We start from the raw sequence: 23,549 nt of genomic DNA, 5'->3' as shown, positions 1-23,549 counted from the left end.
CATGCTAAAGATTATTAGCGCGATGGCTGCGGCTATCGCTGGACTGGCATTGGCGAATGCAAACGCCGCCGGTCAACCGCTGGAATTGAGCGAAGCGGTTGAGATCGCCGTCACCGCCGAAGACCCGGCCTACGCTCGGTTCGAAGCGCGCGCCGCGGCGCAGGAAGATCGCGCCGTTTCAGACTCACAATTGCCGGACCCGACTTTGCGGACTGCGCTCGCAAATGTACCAATCGATACATTCGCATTCGGCCAGGAGCCGATGACGCAAGCGCAGGTGGGATTGCGTCAGGAAATACCGCGAGGGAGCACCTTGCGGCTCAACCGCGAAAAGCGCGAGGGCGAGGCAGAAATCGAACGCATGCGCCGCGAGGCGACGGTTCGCAATGTCGCGCTCTCAGTGCGGATTGCATGGCTGGACAAATTTCATGCAGCCAACGCGCAGGCCCTTGTTGCGGACAGCCGCAATGCGGTCAGTGAGCTCGTTGATGCGTTAAGCGCATCGTTTGCGCAGGGCAAGCTGACAAGTCAGGACGTGCTGCGCGCCGAACTTGAGCTGTCGCTCCTGGACGACAAACTCGCCGAATTGCAACAACAACGCGCAACGGCCGAAGCAGAGCTTTCGCGATTTATCGGCGCGAACGCCTCGCGGCCTTCGCCGGATAATTTACCGGCGTTCATATCGCCCGGAACCGTAGATGACATAGAAGCTCGTCTCGTTCGTCATCCAATTGTTCGGGTAAGAGACGCCATGATCGGCGTCGAAGAAACGGATGTTGAACTCGCAAAGCAAGACTACAAACCGGCTTGGGCGATCGAAGGCGGGTACGGCGCGCGCGGCGCCGACCGGCCCGATTTCGCCAGTGTCGGCGTAAGCCTGACGATCCCGTTATTCACAGGCAAGCGTCAGGATCGCGCCTTGTCGGCGGCCCGGAAAGACAAGTCCGCCGCTGAACTCGATCGCGCGACGACATTGCTCGATCTGAGGCGCGATCTTGTTCGCGCCTACGCCGACTGGACGCAGCTGGACCGGCGCGTCGCTCTATATGATGACGCCGTCATCAAGCGCGCCAATGAAACCGCCGACGCTTCCGTTTCCGCTTATGGCGGCGGACTTACAGACTTTCCCGAACTTATCCGCAGCCAACTCGCCGAACTCGATGCGGAACTGAAACGCCTCGAATTGCGCGTCGAACGCGCCAAGGCGTGGGCGCGGCTTTCCTATCTCGCAGGAGACGACCAATGACAAAATTTCGCATGATCATTATTTTATTGCTGGTAATTGGAGCATCAGGTGCATTCTTCCTGTTGCGACAAGGCGGCGGCCATTCCTCTATGGACATGGCGGAAGGCGGGGAACGCAAGATCGCCTATTGGGTCGCGCCGATGGACCCCAATTATCGACGCGATGAACCCGGCAAGTCGCCGATGGGGATGGATCTTATTCCTGTCTATGAAGGCGAAGAAAACGGCAGCGGAGAACCGTCGCTGAAAATAAACGCCGCGGTCGTTCAGAATATCGGCGTCAAGACCGCGGATGTCGTGCGCGAGGATATGGCGCGCGACATCAATACGGTCGGCTCGATCATGATCGACGAGGAAGCGCGATCGGACATTCACGTTCGCGCCGAAGGATGGATTGAAAAACTGCACGTTGAAGCGGTCGGTGAGAAAGTCGATGCCGGCGATGTTCTGTTCGAACTCTATGCGCCGGCATTGGTTGCAGCACAGTCGGAATTCATCCAGGCGCTGAAAATCGGGCGTACGCCGTTGATTGAGGCGGCGAGCGAGCGGCTGACTGCGCTCGGCATGAGCGCCGATCAGATTGCGGAGTTAAAGCGCACTCAGAAGCAAATGCGTCTTGTCGCAGTGAAGGCGCCGCAAGCAGGCGTCGTCACCATGCTGAACGCCCGCAACGGCATGTATCTGAAGCCCAGCGATATGGCCATGCGGCTCGCCGATCTTAAGAATGTCTGGATCATCGCTGACGTGTTCGACACGGAGGCCGCCTGGGTTTCGGCCGGCGATCGCGCGGTCATGACTTTGCCCGCGTTTCCCGGCGAAACATGGGAGGGCGAAGTCGACTATGTTTATCCCACCGCCGAAATGATGACGCGCACGGTGCAGGTTCGATTGCGGTTTCCCAATCCCGGCGACCGCTTGCGGCCGAATATGTTCGCCAATGTGACAATCGGCGCCGAGCCCAAGCAGGACGTCCTGACGATCCTGCAATCGGCGGTCATCCGGTCGAGCAGGGGCGATCGCGTCATCCTCGCGTTGGGCGAGGGACGCTTCCGCCCGGCGGAAGTCAGAACCGGCATGGAGAGCGGCGGCAAGGTCGAGGTGCTCGCGGGACTCGCGCAAGGCGAGCGCATTGTCGTGGAAAGCCAGTTCCTGATCGATTCCGAAGCGAGCCTCGATTCCGGATTGCTACGCATGGCGACGCCCGACGAAAAAGACAACGCGCCGATGGATATGGACGGGATGTCCATGTCGGACATGAATATGCCGGCAGATGACATGAAGACGAGTGAGGCTGTCGGCGCCGAGGGGCGCGTCGTTTCAGTCGATATGAGCAGTAAAAATGTCACGATCGATCATAAGCCTGTCCCCGAAATCGGCTGGCCGTCGATGGTGATGGCGTTCAAGGCCTCGCCAAAAATCGACTTGATGAGCGTCAAACCCGGCGAACCGGTGCGATTTGCATTTCGCGAGACCGAGACCGGCTATGAACTCGACATGCTCGAACCGATGCCGGAAGACGCCGAGACGGGAGACGAACAATGATCTCCCAAATCATCCGCGGTTCGATAGAAAACCGTTTCCTGATTATTATCGGGGCGCTGTTTCTCGCGGTCGCCGGCGTCATTTCGTTGCGTTCCACGCCGCTCGACGCGATCCCCGATCTCTCCGACGTCCAGGTCATCATCAAGACCAGCTATCCTGGACAGGCGCCGCAGGTCGTCGAGGATCAAGTCACCTATCCGCTGGCGACGGCGATGCTCGCCGTGCCTGGCGCGAAAACCGTGCGCGGCTATTCCTTCTTCAACGACTCATACGTCTACATCATCTTCGAGGACGGAACCGATCTGTACTGGGCGCGCTCGCGCGTTCTCGAATATTTAAGCCAGGTCGCGCCGCAACTGCCGGAAGCGGCAAAACCGGCGCTCGGCCCCGATGCGACCGGCGTCGGCTGGGTCTATCAATACGCGCTCGTTGATGAAACGGGCCGGCACAATCTTGCGGACCTACGCTCATTGCAGGACTGGTTCCTGAAATATGAGCTTCAGACCATCGAAGGCGTCTCGGAAGTCGCCGCCATCGGCGGCATGGTCAAGCAGTATCAGGTGGTCGTCGATCCCAATCGGTTGCGGTCTTTCGGCATCCCGCTGGCCGAGGCCCGCCGCGCCATTGAACGCGGCAATATGGAATCGGGCGGGCGCGTCGTCGAAATGGCGGAGGCCGAATATATTGTCCGCGCCGGCGGCTATGTCGAGTCTATCGAAGACCTCGAACGCATTCCGCTGCGTGTGAACGAGGCGGGTACGCCAATCCTGCTCCGCGATGTAGCGGAAGTGAGGCTCGGTCCGGAGCTGCGCCGCGGCGTCGGCGAACTCAATGGCGAAGGCGAGGCGGTCGGCGGCGTCATCATCATGCGCGCCGGTGGCAACGCCGAAGCGACGATCAAGCGCGTCAAGAAAAAGCTCGAAACCCTGAAGGCGAGTCTGCCGGAAGGCGTCGAACTGGTCACAACCTATGACCGCTCAAAACTGATCGAACGCGCCGTCGAAACGCTGCAAGGGAAACTGCTTGAAGAATTCCTCATCGTCGCGCTGGTCTGCGCGCTGTTTCTTTACCATTTGCGATCCGCGCTCGTGGTTGTCGTCAGCCTGCCCTTGGGAGTGCTCGCAGCGTTTATCGTCATGAACGCGCAGGGCATCACCGCCAACATCATGTCGCTCGGCGGCATCGCCATCGCCATCGGCGCCATGGTCGATGCGACCATTGTGATGATCGAGAATGTACATAAGAAGCTGGAAGAAAATAGCGATGTGAAGGGTTCCGGCCGCTGGCGGTTGATCGCCGATGCTTGCGTCGAAGTCGGACCGCCGCTCTTCTTCTCTCTCCTGATTATCACGCTGAGCTTTACGCCGATCTTCGCGCTGCAAGCGCAGGAGGGACGGTTGTTCTCGCCGCTCGCTTTTACCAAAACTTACGCCATGGCGGCGGCGACGATCCTGTCAGTGACCCTCGTACCGGTGCTGATCGGGTTGCTGGTCCGTGGCCGCATCGCCCCGGAGCATAAAAACCCGGTCAATCTTCTGCTCATGCGTGGATATCGGCCAATTATCGGGCTGGCGCTGCGCCGCCCCTGGGCGACCATCGGCGCCGCCGCCTTGTTGATGGCGAGCATGGCGATCCCCGCAAGTCTTATTGGCGGCGAGTTCATGCCTGATCTCGATGAAGGCGATCTGCTGTATATGCCGAGCGCCTATCCGGGCATCTCCGCTGGAAAGGTCGCCCAGGTCGTTCAGCAGACGAACAAGTTGATCAAGACCGTTCCGGAAGTCGAGACCGTTTACGGCAAGGCGGGCAGGGCGGAGACCGCAACCGACCCTGCGCCTTTACCAATGATCGAAACGACGATCCAGTTGAAACCGCGCGACGAATGGCGTCCCGGCGTCACCATGGACTCGCTCAAGGCCGAATTGAATTCGCTCGTCGATGTGCCGAGCCTCACCAATGTCTGGATTATGCCGATCAAGAACCGGCTCGACATGCTGGCGACCGGGATCAAGACGCCGGTCGGCGTCAAGGTCGCCGGACCCGATCTCAACGTCATCGCAGAGGTTGGCCGCGACATCGAGAACGTCCTGCAGGGCGTCGATGGCACGGCGTCAGTATACGCAGAACGCGTGACCGGCGGGCGGTTCATCGATGTTGATATCAATCGCGAAGCGGCGGCGCGCTTCGGTCTCAATATCGCCGATGTCCAGGATATCGTGCGCACCGCGATCGGCGGCATGACGATCGGGCAGAGCGTCGAAGGTCTTGAACGCTATCCGATCAATCTCAGATATCCGCGCGATGTGCGCGATTCGCCAGCGCGTCTGCGCGAATTGCCAATCGTCACAGCGTCGGGCGCGGAGATTCCGCTCGGTCGCATCGCCGACATCCGCATCAATGAAGGACCGGCGATCATCCGCAGCGAGAATGCGCGGCTTAACGGCTGGATCTATGTGGACATCGCCGGGCGGGACATCGGCTCCTATGTCGAGGAGGCCCGGAATGTGGTTGCTGAAAACGTGGACTTGCCGGCGGGCTATTCCATCTCCTGGTCCGGACAGTACGAATATATGCAGCGCGCCAAGGAACGCTTCGCCTATGTCGGGCCCGGCATGCTGCTGATCATCATGCTGCTCTTGTTCTTGAACTTCAGGAACGTCGCGGACGTCCTGATTATTTTGGGCACATTGCCATTCGCGCTCGTTGGCGGGCTATGGCTCATGTTCTTGCTTGGTTTCAACATGTCCGTCGCCGTCGCCGTCGGGTTTATCGCGCTCGCCGGCGTCGCCGTCGAAATCGGCGTGTTGATGATCATGTATCTGAAGCAGGAAGTCGCGGCGGCGAATGCGACGGCGCGCGAGGAAGGCGCGCCGCTTGATGAAGCGCATTTCGCTGACGCTATCGCCAAGGGCGCGCTGCGGCGTTTGCGGCCCATCATGATGACATTTGCGGTCATCTTCGCAGGCCTCCTGCCGATCATGTACGGCCACGGCGCCGGCGGGGAAGTCATGCGCCGCATTGCTGCCCCGATGATCGGCGGCATCGTCAGCACAACGGTGCTCGCCCTTGTCGTCATCCCGGCGGTTTACTTCCTGTGGAACCGGCGGGCGTTGCAGCCCGTTGAACAGATTGACTCTATCGGGCCGAAACTGGCGCCGGCAGAGTAAGCATACAGCGATTGGCTGATTGCAAATCGCGTTGGTCAGAAACACGTATACGGAGCAGATAAATTGAAGAAGAACCGAAACGCTCCATTCGCTTTTGTTGGCGGCTTCGTTTCATGCGCGACGAAGTCAGCCGTCTCTCTGTGCGCATTGAATTGAAAGGATAACAGCAATGAAATCTATGAAACTCTCCACGATCGCCGTTGGCGCCGCTATCGCGCTAATTTCCGTTCCGGCGCTTAGCCAAAGCGGCGGCATGAAAATGGATGGTATGGACGGCATGTCCTGCTGCAGCGACATGGCGTCCGGGTTCGGCACGGTCAACTCCGTCGACTTGAAAGCGAAAAAAGTCAATCTCTCGCATGACCCCATCAAAAAAATCGGATGGGGCAAGATGACGATGGATTTCGCTGTCAGCGATATGGTCGCGCTGCAGAAATTTGAAGAGGGCGACAATGTTCATTTCATGCTGACGAAGAACGATGACGGCGGCTACGACGTATCCCTGATGATGCCAATCGCCGGCGAGCCGGAGGAATTCAAGGCCGCGATGAAATCGATGATGGGCAGCCGCATGATGTGCGACAGAATGAACATGGGCGATGGCATGATGGACGGCATGGGGCAAGGGTCGGAGAAGGATAAAAATTGATTGAGAAGAACATCTTGAATGGACGCGCGATCGCTTTTTGGCGGTTTGGAAAATGCTCACGCAATATTCGAAAGGAGAATCGAAATGATGGAAGGTGGGATGATGATGGGTGCGGGCGGTGCAATTGTAATGTTGTTGATCGCCGTGTTTTTACTCTTGGGTATTGCGGCGTTCGTGAAGTATCTTTTCTTTCACGAAAAGTAGACTTCGCCTCCGGCAGCCGACCTAATTCCGATGTTCTGTTGCGCAGAGCGCGTGATTGGAGAGAATTTCAATCACGCGGCAGTCTGAAATTTTGTCGACGCTGCATTCCTTGATCATCCGATTGAGCTCGCGTTCGAGCGATTTCAATCGCTTGATGCGTTGTCTGACATCTTCGGCGTGACGGCGTGCGATTTCATCAACGTCCGCGCAAGACCGGTTCTCATTTCTGGAGAGGGCGATCAGCTCACGGATCGCCTCCAACGGAAAGCCAAGATCGCGGGCATGACGAATGAACCGCATTCTCTCAATGGCTTTGGCGTCGTATATTCGCTGGCCGCCTTCGGACCGATCCGGCGGATCGATAAGGCCGATGCTCTCATAATAGCGGATCGTCGTGACCTTGACGTCCGAGGCTTTTGCCAGCCGGCCTATAGTCACGGGACTTTTTTCGGATTTCGGCATTTTACCCCTTGAACCTACAGTTGCTGTAGACATTAGGTTAGGCTTAGCGGCAAAGCAAGGAGAGCCGGGATGGCCGGATGCGCCTGTGAGGACAATCAAATTGACGCCGATCGATTCGACGGCCGGTCGCCCGCCTATAAGCGGGCGCTGATCGCGGTGATCGCCATCAACGCCGCAATGTTTCTGGTTGAAATGTCGGCTGGCTATCTTGGGAGTTCACAGGCGCTGAAAGCCGACGCCCTGGACTTTGCCGGCGATACCGCGACATACGCCTTGAGCCTCGCTGTGATCGGCGCGGCGCTGCGCACGCGCGCAACGGCGGCGCTGATAAAAGGCGCCAGTCTTGGCTTGATGGCGCTGTTTGTCCTGACCACCACGGTTGCGAGCGCGTTCAGCGACGCCTCTCCTGTTGCGCCCATGATGAGTGGCATCGGCTTTGCTGCGCTCGCCGCCAATGTTGCAAGCGTTTTCATTCTCCTTCGCTGGCGGGACGGCGACTCAAATGTCCGCTCCGTCTGGCTGTGCTCGCGCAATGACGCCATCGGCAATGTCGCCGTGATTGCCGCCGGCGCGGCGGTGTGGGGTACGGGATCGTTCTGGCCCGATTTGATTGTGGCGGCATTGCTTGCGAGCTTGTTCGCAAGATCAGCTTGCTCGATCATTGCGCAGTCGATGAAAGAACGCCGCGCGTCGCTGAATTTCGCCGAGGGGCGTGTTTGAGCATGGTACGGGTGTTACTCATTTTGGCGGCGGTCAATGCTGCGCTTTCCATTCCGATGGCGATGCTGGTTAAACGGGACTTTTTGAAACGCGGTCGCGTCAGCATACCGTTGGCAGTCTGGACCGGCGCCGCCATGCACGGCAATGCTTTGTTGCTGCTTGCAATCGCGTGGTTCGATCGGGGTTCGCTTGGCGCCCCAGGCATTCTTACGAGCGCCGCTGGCGGATTTCTTGCGATTGCTGGGGCTGCGCTGATTTATCTGGGCCGGAACGCCTATGCGGATTTTTCGAGAGTCTATGGCCTCAAGGAAGACGAACTTATTGACCGGGGCGTTTACCGTTGGTCGCGCAACCCGCAATATGTCGGATACGCCTTGTTCCTGGGTGGAGTGTCATTGGCCGCGCTTTCGGTTTGGGCGTCCGTGCTCACCCTATCATTCGCGCTCTTCATTCATTGTTATATTGTATCGGTCGAAGAGCCGCATCTTCGGGCGGCTTTTGGAAAAGCCTATGAGTCGTATTTGAGGCGGACCGCGCGATATTTCAGGTCGCCGTCTGGTCGGCGCAACGATGTAAACGAAAAATTATAATGATTTGTCAGGAGTTTTACAGTAGGACGCATTTGAGATGATGTCATCCATTCGACATATGCACCGCGTCATTGCGGTATTGTTGATTGCGCTATGGGGCGCGGTTGGCATCGTCGCGCCTGCGCACGCGGCGGAAGAAGACATCCATCATGCGACGCAACACGACGCGGGCGAAGAGCGCGCTGCGACACAAGGCGAGCCGGCTGACGAAGGTTCCATCCATCCGGAGCACGCCGCGCATTGTCATGCCGGCGCATGTCATTTTCACGCCCTGTCTCGCGCCTCATTGGAGCCAGCGTCCCTGCTGCTCTTTGCAAGCAAGGTCAGAGCGCCGGAAAACGGTGTCGTCCCCCAGGCTTCTCTTTCCTCATTATTCCGTCCTCCGCGAATCTGACTGATCGCGCGCGCTCTGCGCGCCCATCAGTAATTTTGATTCCAAGAGGACAATGACCAATGACCATCAGAATATGCGGGCTCGCGCTCGCCGCTTTTGCGGCGTGGGGGCTCGGCGCTGCGTCCGCGCAGGAGAGCGCCGCTGAGCCTGGCCCGACGCTAGGACAATTTCTTGAAGACGCCGCGCGCAATCATCCAAGGCTCGAAGAAGCGCGCGCCGAACTCGATGCGGCGGAAGCGCGCGGGCGCGCCAATTCGCGGCCGCTCTACAATCCGGAATTCGAGGGCGAGTTCTCGGACAGCGAAGACGATGCGGATGACAGTCGCTCTATCGGTCTGTCGAAAGCCTTCGACATCACCAATAAGCGCGCCACTCGGGCGAAGGGCGCGCGCAGCGCCGTCGACGCCGCAAGTTTTGCCTATGAAGCGGAAAAGCGTGCGTTATTCGCCGAACTCCTGACCGCGCTGGCGGATTACCAGGCGAGGAAACGCCTTTCCGATCTGGCGGCCGAGCGCGCCGACGTCGCGCGCGAGTTTTCTTCGATTGCGGACCGCCGCGCAGAGGCCGGCGACTTATCAAAATCGGAGCGTCTTGCTGCGCGCTTGAGCTTTTCCCAGGCGATCGCGGAGCAAACGACCGCCCGAAGCGAGTTCTCCGAAGCGCGACAAGCTTTGACAGCGCTTGTGGGCGAAGTCATGCCGGCTTGGCCGGTGCTACCTGACCCGCCGGCGGCCGCGCCGCCGCTCGATATGACGCTGGTCCGCCGCTTGCCGGAATTGCGCGCGGCGGAAGCGCGCGCCGACGCGCTGTCGGCCGAAATCCGGTTTGCGAAAAAAGCACGCATTCCCGATCCGACCATCGGCGCCGCCTATGGACGCGAAGGAGACGCCGATTTCGCCGGCGTCCGATTGTCCGTACCCATTCCGGTTTTTGCGTCCGGACAGGCCGAAGTCGATGAGGCGCGCGCCGAACGCATCGCCGCCGAGCAAGCGATCCGCAATCAGCTACGCAACGCCGAAGCGCGGCTCGTCGAAGCCAGCGGACGCTTCGCCGTCGCGGCGGGGACGTGGCGCGCGTGGATGCGCGACGGGTCGGATGTGCTCGGTGAGCAACGCCGCGTGCTCGATCAACTATGGCGGTCGGGCGACATCACTGCGGTCGAATATCTCGTGCAGCTCGATCAAACCTACAGCGCGGAACGCGCAGGAATTGAACTTCAAGGGTCTTTATGGCGCGCCTGGATCGATTGGCTCGATGCGTCAGGGACGCTCAATGAATGGATGGAGACTCTGTGATGCGTAACTTTCGGAAACTGAATTCTGGCCTTGGACTGGCGATCATCGCCCTCGGGGCGCTGACAGTCGCAGGCTGCGGCGCATCGGATGCTGAACAAAAATCAGCGTCAGCCGAGCAGTCGGAAGAGGGCCACGGCGAAGAAGGCGGCGGTCATATCGAAATGACGGCGGCGGAACGCAGCGCCAAGGGGATCAAATCCATTGCGCTCGGCAAACGGCAACTGACCGGTGAGTTCATTGCGCCGGGCGAGGTGACGGCGAACCGCTACAGGACGGCGCAGGTCGCGCCGCGCATCAGCGCGCAGATTGTTGAGCGACATATCGTGCGCGGCGAGAAAGTCGAGGAAGGCGCGCCGCTGGTCACGCTCTCCAGCGTCGAAATGGCCGAAGCGCAAGGCGCGCTCATCATCAACGACAAAGAATGGCGCCGCGTCCGAAATCTCGGCCGGGACGTCGTTTCTGAAAAACGTTACGTTGAGGCGGACGTCGCGCGCCAGCAGGCCCATGCCAAACTCCTCTCATTCGGCATGGCTGAACAGGAAGTCGCCGCGTTTCGGAATACCGGCGACGCCAGCAAGGCGACGGGTCGCTTCGTTCTGTTCGCTCCGCAGTCCGGCACGGTCGTCCGCGACGATTTCACCCTGGGAGAGTTTGTCGATCCGGGGAGAGTGCTGGTCGAAATCAGCGACGAATCGACGGTCTGGGTTGAAGCGCGACTGACCGCCGAACAGGCGCAACGCATCGCTATTGGCGCATCCGCGCGCGTTAGGTCCAGCGCGGGACACTGGGAAGAAGGCGAGGTCATTCAGCTCCAGCACGCGCTTGATGAAACGACGCGCACGTTGATGGCTCGCGTCGAGATCAGCAATGAAGACGATGATTTTCACGCCGGTCAATTCGTCGATGCAGCAATCGCCGCCGGCGGCGGCGATGAAACGCTGGCGCTGCCGGAAAGCGCGGTCGTCCTGATGGACGGCGCGCCGACCGTCTTCCGCATCGAAGGCGATGAGATCGAACCCGTCAGTGTTGAAACCGGGACCGCCAGCGGCGGATGGATCGAAATCGCGTCTGGCGTCTCGGCAGGCGATGAGATCGTCACTGAACAAACCTTTCTCCTCAAATCGCTCATTCAAAAGACGAAAATGGGCGAAGGTCACGGGCATTAGGAGCGTGAACCATGTTGAATAAACTCGTTGAATTCTCGCTCCAGTATAAATTCCTGGTGCTTATCATCTTCGCCGTCGTCGGCTTTCTCGGCTGGCGCGCCGTCACAACGGTTCCCATCGACGCGTTTCCGGACGTGACGCCCGTGCAGGTCAACATCTACACGGAATCGCCGGGGCTCGCCGCCGAAGATGTCGAACAATTGCTGACATTTCCCGTGGAGTCGGCGATGGCCGGACTTCCCGACGTATCGGAAATCCGTTCGGTCAGTCTCTTCGGCCTTTCCTATGTCGCCGTCTACTTCAAGGACAGCGTCGATATCTATTTCGCTCGCCGTCTCGTCATGGAGCGGCTTGCGGAAGTTCGCGACCGGATACCGGAAGGCTACGGCTCGCCGGAAATGGGTCCGAACGCTTCCGGCCTCGGACAGGTCTTCTGGTACACGCTCGAACGCGCTGACGAGTCCCTTAAGGGCGACATCAGCGATATGGATTTGAGGACGCTGCAGGACTGGAACGTGCGCCTCATCCTGCGCACGGCCGCCGGCGTCGACGACGTAATGTCCTGGGGCGGGCAGGAGCGCCAGTTTCAGGTTCAGATCGACCCTTTGCAACTCATCAAATATGAGCTCGGGTTTTCGGATGTCGTCGAAGCGCTTGACGCGAATAACCGGCAGGTCGGCGGGCAATATATCGATCAGGGGCCGGAGCAATATCTCGTTCGCGGCCTGGGTCTCGTCCGGGACGAAACCGATATCGGCAATATCGTCGTCAAGGTGAAGGACGGCGCCCCAGTCTATGTTCGCGATGTTGCGAAAGTCGAACAGGCGCCGGCGCTGCGCTTCGGCGCCGTCACCCGAGACGGCGAAGAAGTCGTACTAGGCATGGCGCTCGCGCGAATCGGCGAGAACGCCAAGAATGTCGTCGACGCGGTGAAAGAAAAGGTCGAGACGGTCGAGGGCGCGCTGCCCGAAGGCGTCGTCATCAAACCGATTTACGACCGCACCGAGCTTGTGGAAAAGGCAGTTGGCACAGCGGAGAAAGCCCTCATTGAAGGGTCAATTCTCGTCGCCATCGTGCTGTTTCTGTTTCTCGGCGAAATCCGCTCCGCGCTGGTCGTGATCACGGCGCTGCCGCTCGCCATGCTGATCGCCTTTATTTTCATGGGCCAGGCGGGACTCTCGGCCAATCTCATGTCGCTGGCCGGTCTCGCCATCGGCATCGGCATGATGGTAGACGGCGCCGTCGTCATGGTCGAAAACTCGTTTCGGATCATGGCGGAACGAAAAGAAGAGGGCGGCGAGGTCAACCGCACCGCCGCTGTTCTGCAGGCCGCGCGGGAAGTCGCAAATCCGATCGCGTTCGCGATCATGATCATCATCGTCGTCTTTTTGCCTTTGTTCAGCCTTGAAGGGCTCGAAGGCAAACTCTTCAAACCCATGGCGTTTAATATCAGCTTCGCCATGGCCGGTTCTTTAATCCTGACGCTGACCATCATTCCGGTTCTGGCGGCGATGATCCTGAAGCCCAAGGAAGAGCGCGACACCATGCTGATGCGCATCGTCAAGCGCGGCTATCTGCCCCTGATCGCCTGGTCACTCGACAACAAGCGCAAAGTAGGACTTGCCGCCGGCGGCCTCCTTGTCGCCAGCCTCGCGCTCTTTCCCTTCCTCGGCAAGGAATTCATGCCGCAATTGCAGGAAGGCTCGATCATGTGGCGGGTGACGTCGATCCCATCGACGTCGCTTGATCAGTCAATCGAGATTTCGAAGGAGATCGAACACGCACTTGGCGAGTTTCCCGAGGTAGAAACCACCATCGCCATGATCGGCCGGGCCGAAAAAGGCGAAACCGCCGACGTCAACTACATGGAAATCTACACGGCCTTGAAACCGCAAAGCGAATGGCCGCGCAAGCGGTCGGTCGCATCGCTCGCCGATGACATGCGCGAAAAGCTTGAAGAAACCGTGCCGACATCGGTCGTCGCTTTTACTCAGCCGATTCAGATGCGCGTTGAGGAGTTGATCTCCGGCGTGCGCGCGACGCTGGCCGCCAAAATCTACGGTCAGGATCTTGGCGAACTCGACCGGCTTAGCCAGGAAATCAAGGAGGCGATATCCGGCGTGCCGGGCGCGGCTGATCTTTCTCTCGAAGCCAATATCGGCAAGCCGCAAATCCGCATTCAGGTCGATCGCGCTGAACTCGCGCGTTACGGCATGAACGCTGACGACGTTCTCAATGTCGTGCGGACTGGCATCGGCGCTGAACCGGTAGGCACGCTCATTGACGGCGTCCGGCGATTCGACATTACGGCGCGTCTTCAAGATGCATCGAAAGTGTCCATGGAATCGATCCGCAATATTCCGCTGCAGACGGCGGATGGCGCGATCATTCCGCTCGGACGGGTTGCAACGGTCACGTCGGCGGAAGGCTATTCCTTCGTCCGCCGCGAACAGTTGCAGCGCTACGCCGTCATCCAGATGGATGTGCGCGGGCGCGATGTCGACGGCTTTGTCAAGGACGCTAATGACGTCATCGCGGCGAATGTGGATTTGCCGCCGGGTTACTGGATCGAATGGGGCGGCGCCTTTGAAAACCAGCAACGCGCGCTTGCGAAACTGTCTTTGATTGTTCCGGCGACGATCTTTTTCATCTTCGTGCTGCTCTACACGGCGTTCAATTCTGTGAAATACGCCGCGTTGATTATCGCAAACGTCCCCTTTGCAGCCAGCGGCGGGCTCTTCGCGCTCTTCGTCACCGGGCAATATCTGTCCGTGCCGTCGGCGATCGGCTTCATCGCCGTCTTCGGCGTCGCTATGTTGAACGGCATCGTGCTCGTCAGTTTCATTAATGAACAGCGCGACGCCGGCTTCAGTGTTCGCGACGCCGTTCGGCGCGGCACAGAACTGCGCTTGCGGCCTGTGCTGATGACGGCGAGCGTCGCTATTCTCGGCCTTATACCGATGCTCTTGTCAACTGGCGTCGGGGCCGAGACGCAAAGGCCTCTGGCCTCTGTCGTCGTCGGCGGTTTGCTGACGTCGACAGCGCTGACGCTGATTCTCCTGCCGGTCATCTATGAGTGGATGGAAACGCGCGGCCGGAAGTCGGCGTCATCCCCATCCCGCGGCGATCTCGAACTCGCCGACGCGCATGCAACAGCAGCCGAATGAAAGGAAGCGCATCATGATTGAGATCAAGGCGTTCATTCATCGCAGCCGGGCGGCGAGCGTCGTTCGCGCCTTGCGCAAGGGCGGTTTCACGAACATGACCGCCGTCGATGTCAAAGGCATGGTCAAAGCGCTCGACGAAAAAGAACAGCAATATTCAACCGAGCTTGGCGATCGCGTGATCACCGAGGTGAAGCTGGAGCTTGTCTGCGAAGACGACCGGCTCTCCGAAGCCGCCGATCTGATACGCGCCAACGGGAAAACCGATATGGAGGAATCGGGCTTCATTTATGTGAGCAAGATCACGGCCGCCATTCCGATTTGAGTCTTTAGTTTCTGGTCTCGCAGTTCGTGTGTCATTACGAATTGCGAGCGGGCGATAGCGCCAACTTCCTGCGCGCGTAGTCGTCCGGCGTAACCAGAGGAGCCGCCGGGTTCGTCCCCCTAACACGGCGGCTCCGCCTTTTCGTTTCAATAAAGCTAACGCTTCCATACCTGCCGGTCGCATTACTTGCATTGTCCTAACTTAATTGCCCATCAGAGGATTTTTTGCCGTGAATAAAACAAGCCCGCCGACCGACAAAGCCACGCAAGACAATCATCAGCACGACGAATGGCTAAACAGCTTGTTGGACGGCAGGGCTGAACTCGTCTTCTCGTTAATGTGCGGCGCCGCACTTCTTGCTGGCTGGCTCGGGCCGAAAATATCGGCGATGCCTGACGGCGTTGCGTTTGGCTTGTTATTGGCTGCATATTTTTTCGGCGGGTATTTCACGCTGAAAGAAGCAATCGGAAAAGTTTCACACGGCAAATTTGAGATCGACTTTCTTATGCTCGTCGCCGCAGGCGGCGCAGCTGTCCTCGGCGAATGGGCGGAGGGCGCGTTCCTCCTGTTTCTGTTCAGCATCGGCCACGCCCTTGAAAATTACGCGATGGCGAGAGCCCGTAACGCCATATCAGCGCTCGCCGATCTTGCGCCTGAGGAGGCGCTCGTTCGCCGGGACGGGAGGGAAACGAAAGTACCCGTCGACGAATTGAAACCAGGCGACATTGTAATTGTTCGCTCGAACGACCGTATTCCCGCCGACGGGTTCGTCATCAAGGGCGAAAGCAGCGTCAATCAGGCGCCAATTACGGGCGAAAGCGCGCCGGCCGATAAGTCGCCTGTGAAATATAGCAGTGAAGCGGCTGACAATCCCGACAAAATCAAACCGGCGCACAAGGTCTTCGCCGGTTCGATTAACGGCGCCGGAAGCCTCGAAATTCAGGTGACCCGGCGAGCCTCTGAAACGACGCTGGCCCGCGTTATCGATATGGTCAGCGCCGCTGAAACCAGGCAGTCGCCGACGCAAAATTTCACCAAGAAGTTTGAGAAGGTGTTTGTTCCATGCGTCGTCATGCTGGCCTTCATCACGGCCTTGTCATGGCTCTTTCTCGACGAAAACCCCGCGCAAAGTTTTTACCGGTCGATGGCGGTGCTGGTCGCGGCTAGTCCTTGCGCGCTCGCCATCGCAACGCCCAGCGCAATCCTCAGCGGCATCGCCCGCGCCGCACGCGGCGGCGTGCTGATCAAAGGCGGCGCGCCGCTTGAATCGCTGGGCAGGCTCGATTCAATTGCATTCGACAAGACGGGCACGCTCACATCCGGAGAGCCAAAGCTCGTTGAAATCACGCCCGCCGCCGGCGTAACGGAAACAGAGCTTCTTCGCGTCGCCGCGGCTGTTGAAGCATTAAGCGACCACCCGCTCGCCGAGGCGATCGTCCGCGATGTCAAAGAACGAATGGGAGCCATTGAACGCAATGCGACGGAATTCAAAAGCATCACCGGCAAAGGCGTTTCCGCGCGATTGAATGACGAACTCGTTCACATCGGAAAAACGGCTCTCTTTACTGAGACAAATGGAACGCCGCTGCCGGACGATCTTCGCGTGACCGTCAAGAGCATGTCGGCGCGGGGGCGGACAACGATGATTGTCCGGCGGGGCGATGCGTATCTTGGCGCTCTGGGCTTGATGGACACGCCGCGCTCCGCCGCCAGGCGTGTTATCCAACGTCTGCGCGATATCGGCGTTTCGAAAATGGTGATGATTTCGGGCGACAATCAACAAGTCGCGGACGCGATTGCGCGCGAGGTAGGTCTCGATCACGCCTTCGGCGATCTTATGCCCGACGATAAGGTCGAGAAGATCAAGGAGCTAAAAGAATCAGGCGGCGTCGCCATGGTCGGCGACGGTGTAAACGATGCGCCCGCAATGGCGAACGCAACAGTCGGAATCGCGATGGGCGCAGCCGGCTCGGATGTTGCGCTCGAAACGGCCGATGTCGCTCTTATGGCGGATGATCTTGAAACGCTGCCATTTGCCGTCGGACTGAGCCGCGCGACCAGCCGAACGATCCGTCAAAACCTTTGGGTCAGTCTGGGCATTGTTGCGGTTCTTATTCCTGCGACGCTTTTCGGACTTGGCATCGGGCCAGCTGTTCTGGTGCATGAGGGATCGACCCTCATTGTCGTCGCTAATGCATTACGATTATTGGCGTACAACGAACCAAAAAAGACGACATATCTGAATGGCGATCTCTGGTCCGCGGAGCAGTCGGTGAAGTGATAATAATGTGCAACAATATTGCCAATAGAGACGCCACCGATGTACTGGCCTGCATTGTTTGTCCGGTGAGGTAAAGGTTGTTCGCACAAGAAGGCGCCGCCGCTCTCAATTCCGGATGATAGCGTTCAGCGCCTCGCTTTGCGCTCGATGCTTATCCGGATTGTCTGCCATCAATTTTTTGAGGTTCAAAAGTTTCCATTTAATCGCTGGCAGGTCCGCGGCCTGCGGCAGGCCGATGAGCGTGAAATCCGGCTCGCCCGCTTGCAGCGTGCGCAGGAATTCAGCGGCGTTTCCATTGAGCCGCGCCTGAATGTCGCCGATCAGCCTTTTTCCCGCGGAGAAAAGAGCGTCGATATTGACCGGTTCGACCGTCATGCCGGCGAATTCGCGCGCGAAGTCCTCAGCAATGTCTTTTTCATTCGGCGCGAGCAGTTCATGCATGGGGCGGCTAGAGCAGGCGGCGTAGACGAGAAAAACGCGGAAGAGATCGTCCGTGAGGCCTTCGTTTTCGTAGAGGAGTTTAATATCAAACAGGTCACGCGGATGCTGGCGGTCGAGCGCCGCGTGCAGTTTTCCCGCGTAAAGATCATCGAACGCCAGAACATTTGTTGCAACGAATCCGAAGGCGTCCTCGACAGCGTCGGTGGTGCGCATCAGTCGCGGCTCGCCGATGGCGCCGCGCATCACCGGCGAGGTTTCGATTTTAACGGTCACGCCGTCAGCGGTTGCAAGGACTCGAGTGTCGCCGTCGCCGCCGCCGGCGATGCGCTGGGCGTTGACGCCTGGCAGTTTGTTGATTTGCGCCATGAATCGGTCGAACGCAGCGTCGATGGCGTGTAACGATGTCGCACGATTTTCAATGGGCAGATAGGCGAGATCGATATCGACGGAGAGGCGCGGCATGTCGCGATAGAATAGGTTGATCGCCGTGCCGCCCTTGAGGGCGAAGGCGGGTTCTGTCGAGACCACAGGCAGGAGGCGCATCAAGAGCCGCACCTGCGCGAGATAGGCGTCACGGGCCATCGTCAGACTCATCGCTTTCCTTACCGTCTATCAGCTCCTGCGGCACGGTGATGTCGTAGCGCGGGTGCAGCCGTCCGCCTTCAACGAGCGCGCGCGGGCCTGATCCGAGATCGTAATCATCCGGGTCCAGATATTGTCGCCATGCGTGGTCTTGGCTGTCGGCGAAGACGAAGAACAGGCGCTTTGCTTTCACGCTGCGGCATTCCTTGAGCAGGGCTTCGAGAAGCCGCGGGCGCAGATTGGCGAGCCCATCGAATATCGCATCGACATTGTGAAAGGATTCATGTGCCGGCAGTTCGTTCAGCATTTCGAGGATCGCTCGTTCGGGCGTTGAGACAACGAGATTGTTTAATCGTCGTTGCGGCGGGGATGATTGCTTTTCAATGTCGACGCCGTCGACGCCGGTTTTGGATCCGCCGAAGAGGCTCAGGGTTCTTGTTTCGAACCGGCTCGCGTTCGGCAGCCGCGCAAGCCAGGACGGGACATCGCCATAGAGATAGACGCGCGGTGCCTCGGCGCCGAGGCTCAGATAGTGCTCAAAGCCGTGTAGCGACAGGGCGGTGCGCCCGCCCACATGGACCTCGTATTCCATCACCCGCTGAAGAGAGAGAACGAGGCGCCGCCAGTCGCCGTCGGCGCTGACATTGCGGTGCGTGTCAGGCCGGCGGTAAACGCCGCGGACGAGCTTTTCGAGCCAGCCGCGTTGCTCATATTGCAGGATCGATTTGCGGTTTATGCCGCGCGCGGTCAGCCAGGCCGCGTCGGCGACATAGCCGGGCGGCAGGTCGTCAAGCAGGGGCTTTAATCGTTCCTGGCGTTGTTGGGTCATAGCCAACAAAATAGGGAAATTTCAAAGCGCTGGCAAGAGTGGAGTTTATGATAATCGCGTGGTGGGGGTTAATTACCATTAAATTCTAGAATTATTAAAGCACCAAATTCACTACTTCTGACTGAGAATCGGGCTCGGCTCAAGAGCTGTGGGACCGCAGAAAAAGCGCGGGACGAGCCGCTGCCCATGACAGCCTAAGACACCTTTTCTCAAGCCTTTCAGGAGAACAGCGTCTTGATGATCGCGCAATCGGGCGTCCTGTTACGGCTGCAGCCTTTGGCGACCGTCGAAAGGGTGCGTTCGAGCTTTTTCAGATCCGATATCTTCGTCCGGATCATCTCCACATGCGTGGAGGTGATTTCGAAGACTTCTGCGCAAGTGGGTTTTCGGTCCTCCAGCCCCAGGAGCGCACGGATATCATCGAGCGAAAATCCGAGCTCGCGTCCGCGCCGGATGAAGCAAAGCCGGTCGGCGAGGACGCCGTCATAAAGTCTGCGACCGCTTTCAGTCCGCGGCGGCTCCGGCATCAATCCTATTTTTTCGTAATAGCGGATGGTCTCGATCTTCACGCCGGTTTGATCGCTCAGTTTCCCGATTGTCAGATTGAATTGGTCCATCTCTCTTGATCCTGTAGCGACTACAGAATTTACGATGTACGGCATGACAGGTGAAGACCCGAACAAAACAAAAGCGCGCAGAAAAAGCGGATGGATCGCCGGCGGCGGGGCCCTATCAGGCCTCGGGGCGTTAATCGGCGCGTCGTGTTGCATATTGCCGCTCATCTTGATCAATCTTGGCGTCAGCGCGGCACTTGTCGGCAAGCTCGCGTTCTTTGCACGGTTTCAACATTATTTTATGGGCGCGGCGATCGTTCTGCTTGCCGTGGCGATTGCCGCGGCGTTCTGGAGGGGGCGGCGGCCAGACAAGCGCGTTGTGATCACGCTCGCCCTTGCGGCGGCGCTAATAGTCGCCGCCTACATTATGCCGTTCTATGAACCGCAATTGCTTCGCTGGGTGAATCAATGAGCGGCGTCATCGCAAAATCCACCATCACCTGTCCTCAATGCGGGCATCAGTCGACGGACGAAATGCCGACTGATGCATGTCAGTGGTTTTACGATTGCAAGGGCTGCGGCGCCGTCCTGAAACCGAAGCCAGGCGATTGCTGCGTTTACTGCTCCTATGGCGATGTGAAGTGTCCGCCCATACAAGCTGGGAGGGCGTGTTGTGGTTGACGCAACGAAAAACGATCACGCCGCCAAGCCGTTGCCCTTCTCCTGGTCATGGGGGCTGCCGCTCGCGATATTGTTTTCAACGAACTTCATGAGCGGGGTCGTTCCCCAGACAATTATCCCCATGATGATGAGCGGTTCGTTTTTCTGGATGGGCCTCGCGTGCGTATTAAACGCAAGACGATGTCGAAGACGACATTGTTATTATTCGGGTCCGGTCTTTATCGCTGGCGGCGCCGGCGTCTTGCTGGTCGGCTTTGAGATCGTGTCGATTGGCGCCGATGGGCTTATAATTGTCGTGTGGGGAACGCTCGTGCTCGCGCTCCTTACCTATCTGACCGAGCCGATCTTCGGAAAATATGTGAACTGAACGCTGGGGGCGTTGGGTCTCTTGGTGGGGCGGCTGCAGTTAACTTCCTTCGAATATCGAATTGGAACCGGAATCTCATTTTCGTTGTCCGCAAATAAAGCCAGCCGACGGCGGCGCAAGACAAAGGGCGTCACCCATACTGGTTCGAAAGTAAAAATGGGGTGGCGATTTTTATCCGTTAATCCGTTGAATATGTTGTAGAAAATTAGTGGCTCCCCTTTGTGAATGCGTATCGAACTTTATGTCAGGCACCACAGGCTGAATTTCTCGTTGTTTTACAGGAGCTTGGCGTCCCAATGCGCAATACCTGCGAGGTAAAGTCATGAAACTTCTGACGCAAATTCTGTAAAAAAGCCACCAACGACAGTCAGACCTGCTTCATGTCCGAAGTCGCGGAAAACGCCGAAATTTGATCTGCAACAAAGGCGGCAATTTGGAGTTGCTAACCGTTCGCAGAGATGTTGCAAATCGACAAGGGGGATTCGCAATACACTCGCTCAGACGCTTGGATTCTGGTGTCCGATTTTGCGCGCAAACCGGCCGTCGCAGTCCTTCTACTTCTTCAGTCGCGGTCTACCGAATTTCGGCGAAGGAATGTTGAATCTTATGGCGGCGGCGCGAATTGCAAAGGCAGCAGCAGCGGCGACAGGCGCTGCGACGTCCGCGTCTGTTCCTGCAGCGACAAGTCCGACATAAACGGCCGCCCCGATAAGCGCTGCGGTTGCATAAATGTCCTGTTTCAAAATCAATGGGGGCTCGTTCAACAATACGTCGCGCATCACACCGCCAAATGTCGCCGTGACCGCACCCATAAAGATTGCAATGATAGCTGGCGCGTTTACAGACATTGCCGACTGCGCGCCGAGAATGGCAAAAGCTGACAGTCCCAGGGCGTCAGCCCAGACAAGCGCATTTTGACGCAAAGCTAGCAGGGGTTGCGCAAGGGTTGCCGCAACTGCACCGCCAAGGCACACATAAACGGCCGAGGTGTCTTTAATCCACCAAACCGGAAAGGATCCTAACAGCACATCGCGTACGGTTCCGCCGCCAACACCAGTAACGATCGCTATCATCGCGACGCCGAAAAAATCCATGTCATTTCGCAATGCCGTCAGCGCGCCCGATATAGCGAAGACAAACAATCCGAAGATATTTAAAGCGGATATAGCGTCGAAATCAGTCATGATAGCCATCATCGGTGGTTGCTCTTATGATAATATTCTTATCCTGGCTGACCGCGACATAAGCGAGCCGTTTTTGATGAAAGAAAGCGTCCAGCCGTGACAGCACCATGAGACAGCCCGGCCGGACGCAGGCGCCGCCCAAGGGGGAGAGACCGGCGGCGCGAGTTAAGTGATGATCAGTACTGCGGCTACGTCCCTTGATGTTCTCGAATGTCGCAGAAATGCGCCTTCAATTTCCGTGAACAATTGTCTGAATTCTGGTTTGTCTATCCGTGAATTCAGGATAATCTGCGCCGGCAATGGACCGTTTGCAGGCGATCGAGATCTTCATTCGCGTTGCAGAGCTGCAAAGCTTTGCGGCCGCCGCCAATGACTTAAATCTATCTCGCACGCTGGTTAGCGACCGCGTCAAGGATCTTGAAGAAAGCCTCGGCATTCAACTGTTGCGCCGAACGACGAGAAAAGTGAGCCTGACGGAGTCCGGCGCCCTGTTTCTTGAACGTGTTCGTCCCGGAATAGACGTTATTTCAGAAGCAGCCGCTGAGGCTGCAAATCTCTCTGCAGATTTGCGCGGCGGATTGCGGGTCAATGCACCATTGAGCTTCGGTATGCGTCATGTTGCGCCCGTCGTCGGCGAGTTTCTTAAGCAACACGAACAGGTATCGATCGACCTGACGCTGAATGACCGCCGCGTCGATTTGATTGAAGAAGGCATTGATGTTGCGATACGCATTAGCGCGAACCTGAAGGATTCAACGCTCATCGCACGCAAGCTCGCCGCCTGCCGGATCATTCTTTGCGCGTCGCCGGGCTACCTCGACAATCACCGGAAAATCCGAAAACCGGACGATTTAAGCAATCACCCATGCCTGACGTTCACCTACTATTCAGAGGGCCTCGACTGGAAATTCAAACACAAAAATGAAGTTGAAACTGTCCGGGTCGCAAGCCGCTTGCGGTGTAACAATGGCGACGCCCTTGTTGAAGCCGCCGCCGCCGGCGCCGGGATCACATTGCAGCCGGCGTTTATTGTCGGCCCCGCCCTCGAGGAAGGACGGCTTGTGGAATTGCTGCCGCGATGGCGCGCAGGAGATCTTGGCGTTTATGCGCTCTATCCGCCGGGTCCGTTCCAACCGGCGAAAACCCGGGCGTTCATTGACTATTTGGTCGAGCATTTCAGCGGATCGCCCTTTTGGGCGACATAGCACTATCCGGTATGCCCGGATAATAAAATCAGAAATTTGCATATTATCCCGAACGATCGTGGCCGCTATGTTCAGCCCGACCGATCAAGGAGGATATTATGTTGTCGCTCGAAAAAAATACGCCTTACGCGCTTGGCGCTTTGCGAATTGTCGCCGCGCTTCTCTTTATGGCGCATGGAACCCAGAAGCTGTTCGGCTTCCCAGCGCCGCCGGAGGGCGGTCTGCCGGAAATGTGGTCGCTGTTTTGGATTGGCGCCTGGATTGAACTTGTGGGCGGCGCCCTGCTTCTCGGCGGCCTCTTTACAAGACCCGTTGCATTCGTGCTCTCGGGACAGATGGCCGTCGCCTATTGGATGTTCCATGCGCCGGCTAATTTCTATCCGGTGCTGAATGGCGGCGACGCCGCAATCCTGTTCTCGTTTGTATTCTTGCTTCTGGTGTTTTCGGGTCCGGGCGCCTGGAGTCTCGATGCCTTGCGCCGAAGTTCGCGCTGAACACGAGA

At 58.2% G+C, this 23,549-nt stretch carries 22 protein-coding genes; 17 read left to right on the top strand and 5 right to left on the bottom strand.

Annotated features, from left to right (window positions below; translation table 11 throughout):
- The first annotated feature begins 1 nt into the window (after window position 1).
- From PUV54_RS01970 to PUV54_RS01955, 4 genes are all read left to right on the top strand, one after another.
- A complete protein-coding gene (locus PUV54_RS01970) occupies window positions 2–1,246 on the top strand; it encodes a TolC family protein (protein WP_274493839.1) in 1,245 nt (414 codons plus the stop codon).
- A complete protein-coding gene (locus tag PUV54_RS01965; RefSeq protein ID WP_274493838.1) occupies window positions 1,243–2,787 on the top strand; it encodes an efflux RND transporter periplasmic adaptor subunit in 1,545 nt (514 codons plus the stop codon). Before PUV54_RS01970 ends, PUV54_RS01965 begins: the two co-directional genes overlap by 4 nt.
- On the top strand, window positions 2,784–5,954 hold the full coding sequence (locus tag PUV54_RS01960; protein ID WP_274493837.1) for an efflux RND transporter permease subunit: 3,171 nt from the start codon (window positions 2,784–2,786) through the stop codon (window positions 5,952–5,954). The genes PUV54_RS01965 and PUV54_RS01960 overlap by 4 nt, the downstream gene beginning before the upstream one ends.
- Window positions 5,955–6,123: 169 nt before the next feature.
- Window positions 6,124–6,603, top strand: coding sequence for a copper-binding protein (locus tag PUV54_RS01955; RefSeq protein WP_274493836.1), 480 nt, complete (start codon window positions 6,124–6,126; stop codon window positions 6,601–6,603).
- A gap of 225 nt (window positions 6,604–6,828) precedes the next feature.
- Here PUV54_RS01955 and PUV54_RS01950 read toward each other — a convergent pair whose 3' ends face one another.
- Entirely contained in the window at window positions 6,829–7,269 is a 441-nt protein-coding gene (locus tag PUV54_RS01950) for a MerR family transcriptional regulator (RefSeq protein ID WP_274493835.1), read from the bottom strand.
- A 69-nt stretch (window positions 7,270–7,338) separates the two neighbouring features.
- Between PUV54_RS01950 and PUV54_RS01945 the strand changes: the two genes are divergently transcribed.
- The 8 genes from PUV54_RS01945 (at window position 7,339) to PUV54_RS01910 (ending at window position 17,204) form a co-directional block, all read left to right on the top strand.
- A complete protein-coding gene (locus PUV54_RS01945; protein WP_274493834.1) occupies window positions 7,339–7,989 on the top strand; it encodes a cation efflux transmembrane domain-containing protein in 651 nt (216 codons plus the stop codon).
- Window positions 7,990–7,991: 2 nt separating this feature from the next.
- Entirely contained in the window at window positions 7,992–8,579 is a 588-nt protein-coding gene (locus tag PUV54_RS01940; RefSeq protein ID WP_274493833.1) for a methyltransferase family protein, read from the top strand.
- Window positions 8,580–8,616: 37 nt separating this feature from the next.
- Window positions 8,617–8,973: a hypothetical protein gene (locus PUV54_RS01935; protein WP_274493832.1), complete on the top strand. Its 357-nt coding sequence runs from the start codon at window positions 8,617–8,619 to the stop codon at window positions 8,971–8,973.
- 59 nt (window positions 8,974–9,032) lie between these two features.
- Window positions 9,033–10,268, top strand: a complete 1,236-nt coding sequence (locus tag PUV54_RS01930; protein WP_274493831.1) for a TolC family protein — start codon at window positions 9,033–9,035, stop codon at window positions 10,266–10,268.
- Window positions 10,268–11,434 (top strand): efflux RND transporter periplasmic adaptor subunit, encoded by a 1,167-nt coding sequence (locus PUV54_RS01925; protein WP_274493830.1) that lies wholly within the window; start codon window positions 10,268–10,270, stop codon window positions 11,432–11,434. Before PUV54_RS01930 ends, PUV54_RS01925 begins: the two co-directional genes overlap by 1 nt.
- 11 nt (window positions 11,435–11,445) lie before the next feature.
- Window positions 11,446–14,601, top strand: a complete 3,156-nt coding sequence (locus PUV54_RS01920) for an efflux RND transporter permease subunit (RefSeq protein WP_274493829.1) — start codon at window positions 11,446–11,448, stop codon at window positions 14,599–14,601.
- A 13-nt stretch (window positions 14,602–14,614) separates the two neighbouring features.
- Entirely contained in the window at window positions 14,615–14,923 is a 309-nt protein-coding gene (locus PUV54_RS01915) for a P-II family nitrogen regulator (RefSeq protein ID WP_274493828.1), read from the top strand.
- Between the two features lie 229 nt (window positions 14,924–15,152).
- Complete coding sequence (locus PUV54_RS01910; protein WP_274493827.1) at window positions 15,153–17,204, top strand: heavy metal translocating P-type ATPase; 2,052 nt, start codon at window positions 15,153–15,155, stop codon at window positions 17,202–17,204.
- 105 nt (window positions 17,205–17,309) lie between these two features.
- Here PUV54_RS01910 and PUV54_RS01905 read toward each other — a convergent pair whose 3' ends face one another.
- The 3 genes from PUV54_RS01905 to PUV54_RS01895 all read right to left on the bottom strand — a co-directional run bounded on the left by PUV54_RS01905 (window position 17,310) and on the right by PUV54_RS01895 (window position 19,673).
- On the bottom strand, window positions 17,310–18,227 hold the full coding sequence (locus PUV54_RS01905; protein ID WP_375208308.1) for a nucleotidyl transferase AbiEii/AbiGii toxin family protein: 918 nt from the start codon (window positions 18,225–18,227) through the stop codon (window positions 17,310–17,312).
- The gene (locus PUV54_RS01900; protein ID WP_274493825.1) at window positions 18,217–19,056 is read right to left on the bottom strand and encodes a type IV toxin-antitoxin system AbiEi family antitoxin domain-containing protein; all 840 of its coding nucleotides are present in this window, start codon (window positions 19,054–19,056) and stop codon (window positions 18,217–18,219) included. The genes PUV54_RS01905 and PUV54_RS01900 overlap by 11 nt, the downstream gene beginning before the upstream one ends.
- Before the next feature lie 218 nt (window positions 19,057–19,274).
- A complete protein-coding gene (locus PUV54_RS01895) occupies window positions 19,275–19,673 on the bottom strand; it encodes a MerR family transcriptional regulator (RefSeq protein WP_274493824.1) in 399 nt (132 codons plus the stop codon).
- Between PUV54_RS01895 and PUV54_RS01890 the strand changes: the two genes are divergently transcribed.
- Genes PUV54_RS01890 through PUV54_RS01880 form a run of 3 tightly spaced genes read left to right on the top strand, consistent with a single transcriptional unit; the run spans window position 19,660 to window position 20,658 of the window.
- A complete protein-coding gene (locus PUV54_RS01890; RefSeq protein WP_274493823.1) occupies window positions 19,660–20,082 on the top strand; it encodes a hypothetical protein in 423 nt (140 codons plus the stop codon). The two genes, PUV54_RS01895 and PUV54_RS01890, sit on opposite strands and share 14 nt — an antisense overlap.
- Window positions 20,079–20,291: a GDCCVxC domain-containing (seleno)protein gene (locus PUV54_RS01885; protein ID WP_274493822.1), complete on the top strand. Its 213-nt coding sequence runs from the start codon at window positions 20,079–20,081 to the stop codon at window positions 20,289–20,291. The genes PUV54_RS01890 and PUV54_RS01885 overlap by 4 nt, the downstream gene beginning before the upstream one ends.
- Window positions 20,284–20,658: a hypothetical protein gene (locus PUV54_RS01880; RefSeq protein WP_274493821.1), complete on the top strand. Its 375-nt coding sequence runs from the start codon at window positions 20,284–20,286 to the stop codon at window positions 20,656–20,658. The genes PUV54_RS01885 and PUV54_RS01880 overlap by 8 nt, the downstream gene beginning before the upstream one ends.
- A gap of 554 nt (window positions 20,659–21,212) precedes the next feature.
- Here PUV54_RS01880 and PUV54_RS01875 read toward each other — a convergent pair.
- Window positions 21,213–21,842 carry a trimeric intracellular cation channel family protein gene (locus PUV54_RS01875; RefSeq protein WP_274493820.1) on the bottom strand — a complete coding sequence of 210 codons (630 nt, stop codon included), beginning with the start codon at window positions 21,840–21,842 and terminating at the stop codon, window positions 21,213–21,215.
- 299 nt (window positions 21,843–22,141) lie between these two features.
- Here PUV54_RS01875 and PUV54_RS01870 point away from each other — a divergent pair, with 299 nt between their 5' ends.
- Together PUV54_RS01870 and PUV54_RS01865 are read left to right on the top strand one after the other, a co-directional pair.
- Complete coding sequence (locus PUV54_RS01870) at window positions 22,142–23,047, top strand: LysR family transcriptional regulator (protein ID WP_274493819.1); 906 nt, start codon at window positions 22,142–22,144, stop codon at window positions 23,045–23,047.
- Between the two features lie 98 nt (window positions 23,048–23,145).
- A complete protein-coding gene (locus PUV54_RS01865) occupies window positions 23,146–23,541 on the top strand; it encodes a DoxX family protein (RefSeq protein WP_274493818.1) in 396 nt (131 codons plus the stop codon).
- Window positions 23,542–23,549 lie beyond the last annotated feature (8 nt).

It is taken from the genome of Hyphococcus flavus (assembly GCF_028748065.1).
Lineage (GTDB): Bacteria > Pseudomonadota > Alphaproteobacteria > Caulobacterales > Parvularculaceae > Hyphococcus > Hyphococcus flavus.
The sequence above is the reverse complement of the archived record's forward strand: the minus strand, read 5'-3'. Positions and strand labels throughout refer to the sequence as shown.

Coding starts and splice junctions, on each gene's coding strand:
- PUV54_RS01970 (WP_274493839.1), top strand. CDS start 2: ATGCTAAAGATTATTAGCGCGATGGCTGCGGCTATCGCTGGACTGGCA.
- PUV54_RS01965 (WP_274493838.1), top strand. CDS start 1,243: ATGACAAAATTTCGCATGATCATTATTTTATTGCTGGTAATTGGAGCA.
- PUV54_RS01960 (WP_274493837.1), top strand. CDS start 2,784: ATGATCTCCCAAATCATCCGCGGTTCGATAGAAAACCGTTTCCTGATT.
- PUV54_RS01955 (WP_274493836.1), top strand. CDS start 6,124: ATGAAATCTATGAAACTCTCCACGATCGCCGTTGGCGCCGCTATCGCG.
- PUV54_RS01950 (WP_274493835.1), bottom strand. CDS start 7,269: ATGCCGAAATCCGAAAAAAGTCCCGTGACTATAGGCCGGCTGGCAAAA.
- PUV54_RS01945 (WP_274493834.1), top strand. CDS start 7,339: ATGGCCGGATGCGCCTGTGAGGACAATCAAATTGACGCCGATCGATTC.
- PUV54_RS01940 (WP_274493833.1), top strand. CDS start 7,992: ATGGTACGGGTGTTACTCATTTTGGCGGCGGTCAATGCTGCGCTTTCC.
- PUV54_RS01935 (WP_274493832.1), top strand. CDS start 8,617: ATGATGTCATCCATTCGACATATGCACCGCGTCATTGCGGTATTGTTG.
- PUV54_RS01930 (WP_274493831.1), top strand. CDS start 9,033: ATGACCATCAGAATATGCGGGCTCGCGCTCGCCGCTTTTGCGGCGTGG.
- PUV54_RS01925 (WP_274493830.1), top strand. CDS start 10,268: ATGCGTAACTTTCGGAAACTGAATTCTGGCCTTGGACTGGCGATCATC.
- PUV54_RS01920 (WP_274493829.1), top strand. CDS start 11,446: ATGTTGAATAAACTCGTTGAATTCTCGCTCCAGTATAAATTCCTGGTG.
- PUV54_RS01915 (WP_274493828.1), top strand. CDS start 14,615: ATGATTGAGATCAAGGCGTTCATTCATCGCAGCCGGGCGGCGAGCGTC.
- PUV54_RS01905 (WP_375208308.1), bottom strand. CDS start 18,227: ATGGCCCGTGACGCCTATCTCGCGCAGGTGCGGCTCTTGATGCGCCTC.
- PUV54_RS01900 (WP_274493825.1), bottom strand. CDS start 19,056: ATGACCCAACAACGCCAGGAACGATTAAAGCCCCTGCTTGACGACCTG.
- PUV54_RS01895 (WP_274493824.1), bottom strand. CDS start 19,673: ATGGACCAATTCAATCTGACAATCGGGAAACTGAGCGATCAAACCGGC.
- PUV54_RS01885 (WP_274493822.1), top strand. CDS start 20,079: ATGAGCGGCGTCATCGCAAAATCCACCATCACCTGTCCTCAATGCGGG.
- PUV54_RS01875 (WP_274493820.1), bottom strand. CDS start 21,842: ATGACTGATTTCGACGCTATATCCGCTTTAAATATCTTCGGATTGTTT.
- PUV54_RS01870 (WP_274493819.1), top strand. CDS start 22,142: ATGGACCGTTTGCAGGCGATCGAGATCTTCATTCGCGTTGCAGAGCTG.
- PUV54_RS01865 (WP_274493818.1), top strand. CDS start 23,146: ATGTTGTCGCTCGAAAAAAATACGCCTTACGCGCTTGGCGCTTTGCGA.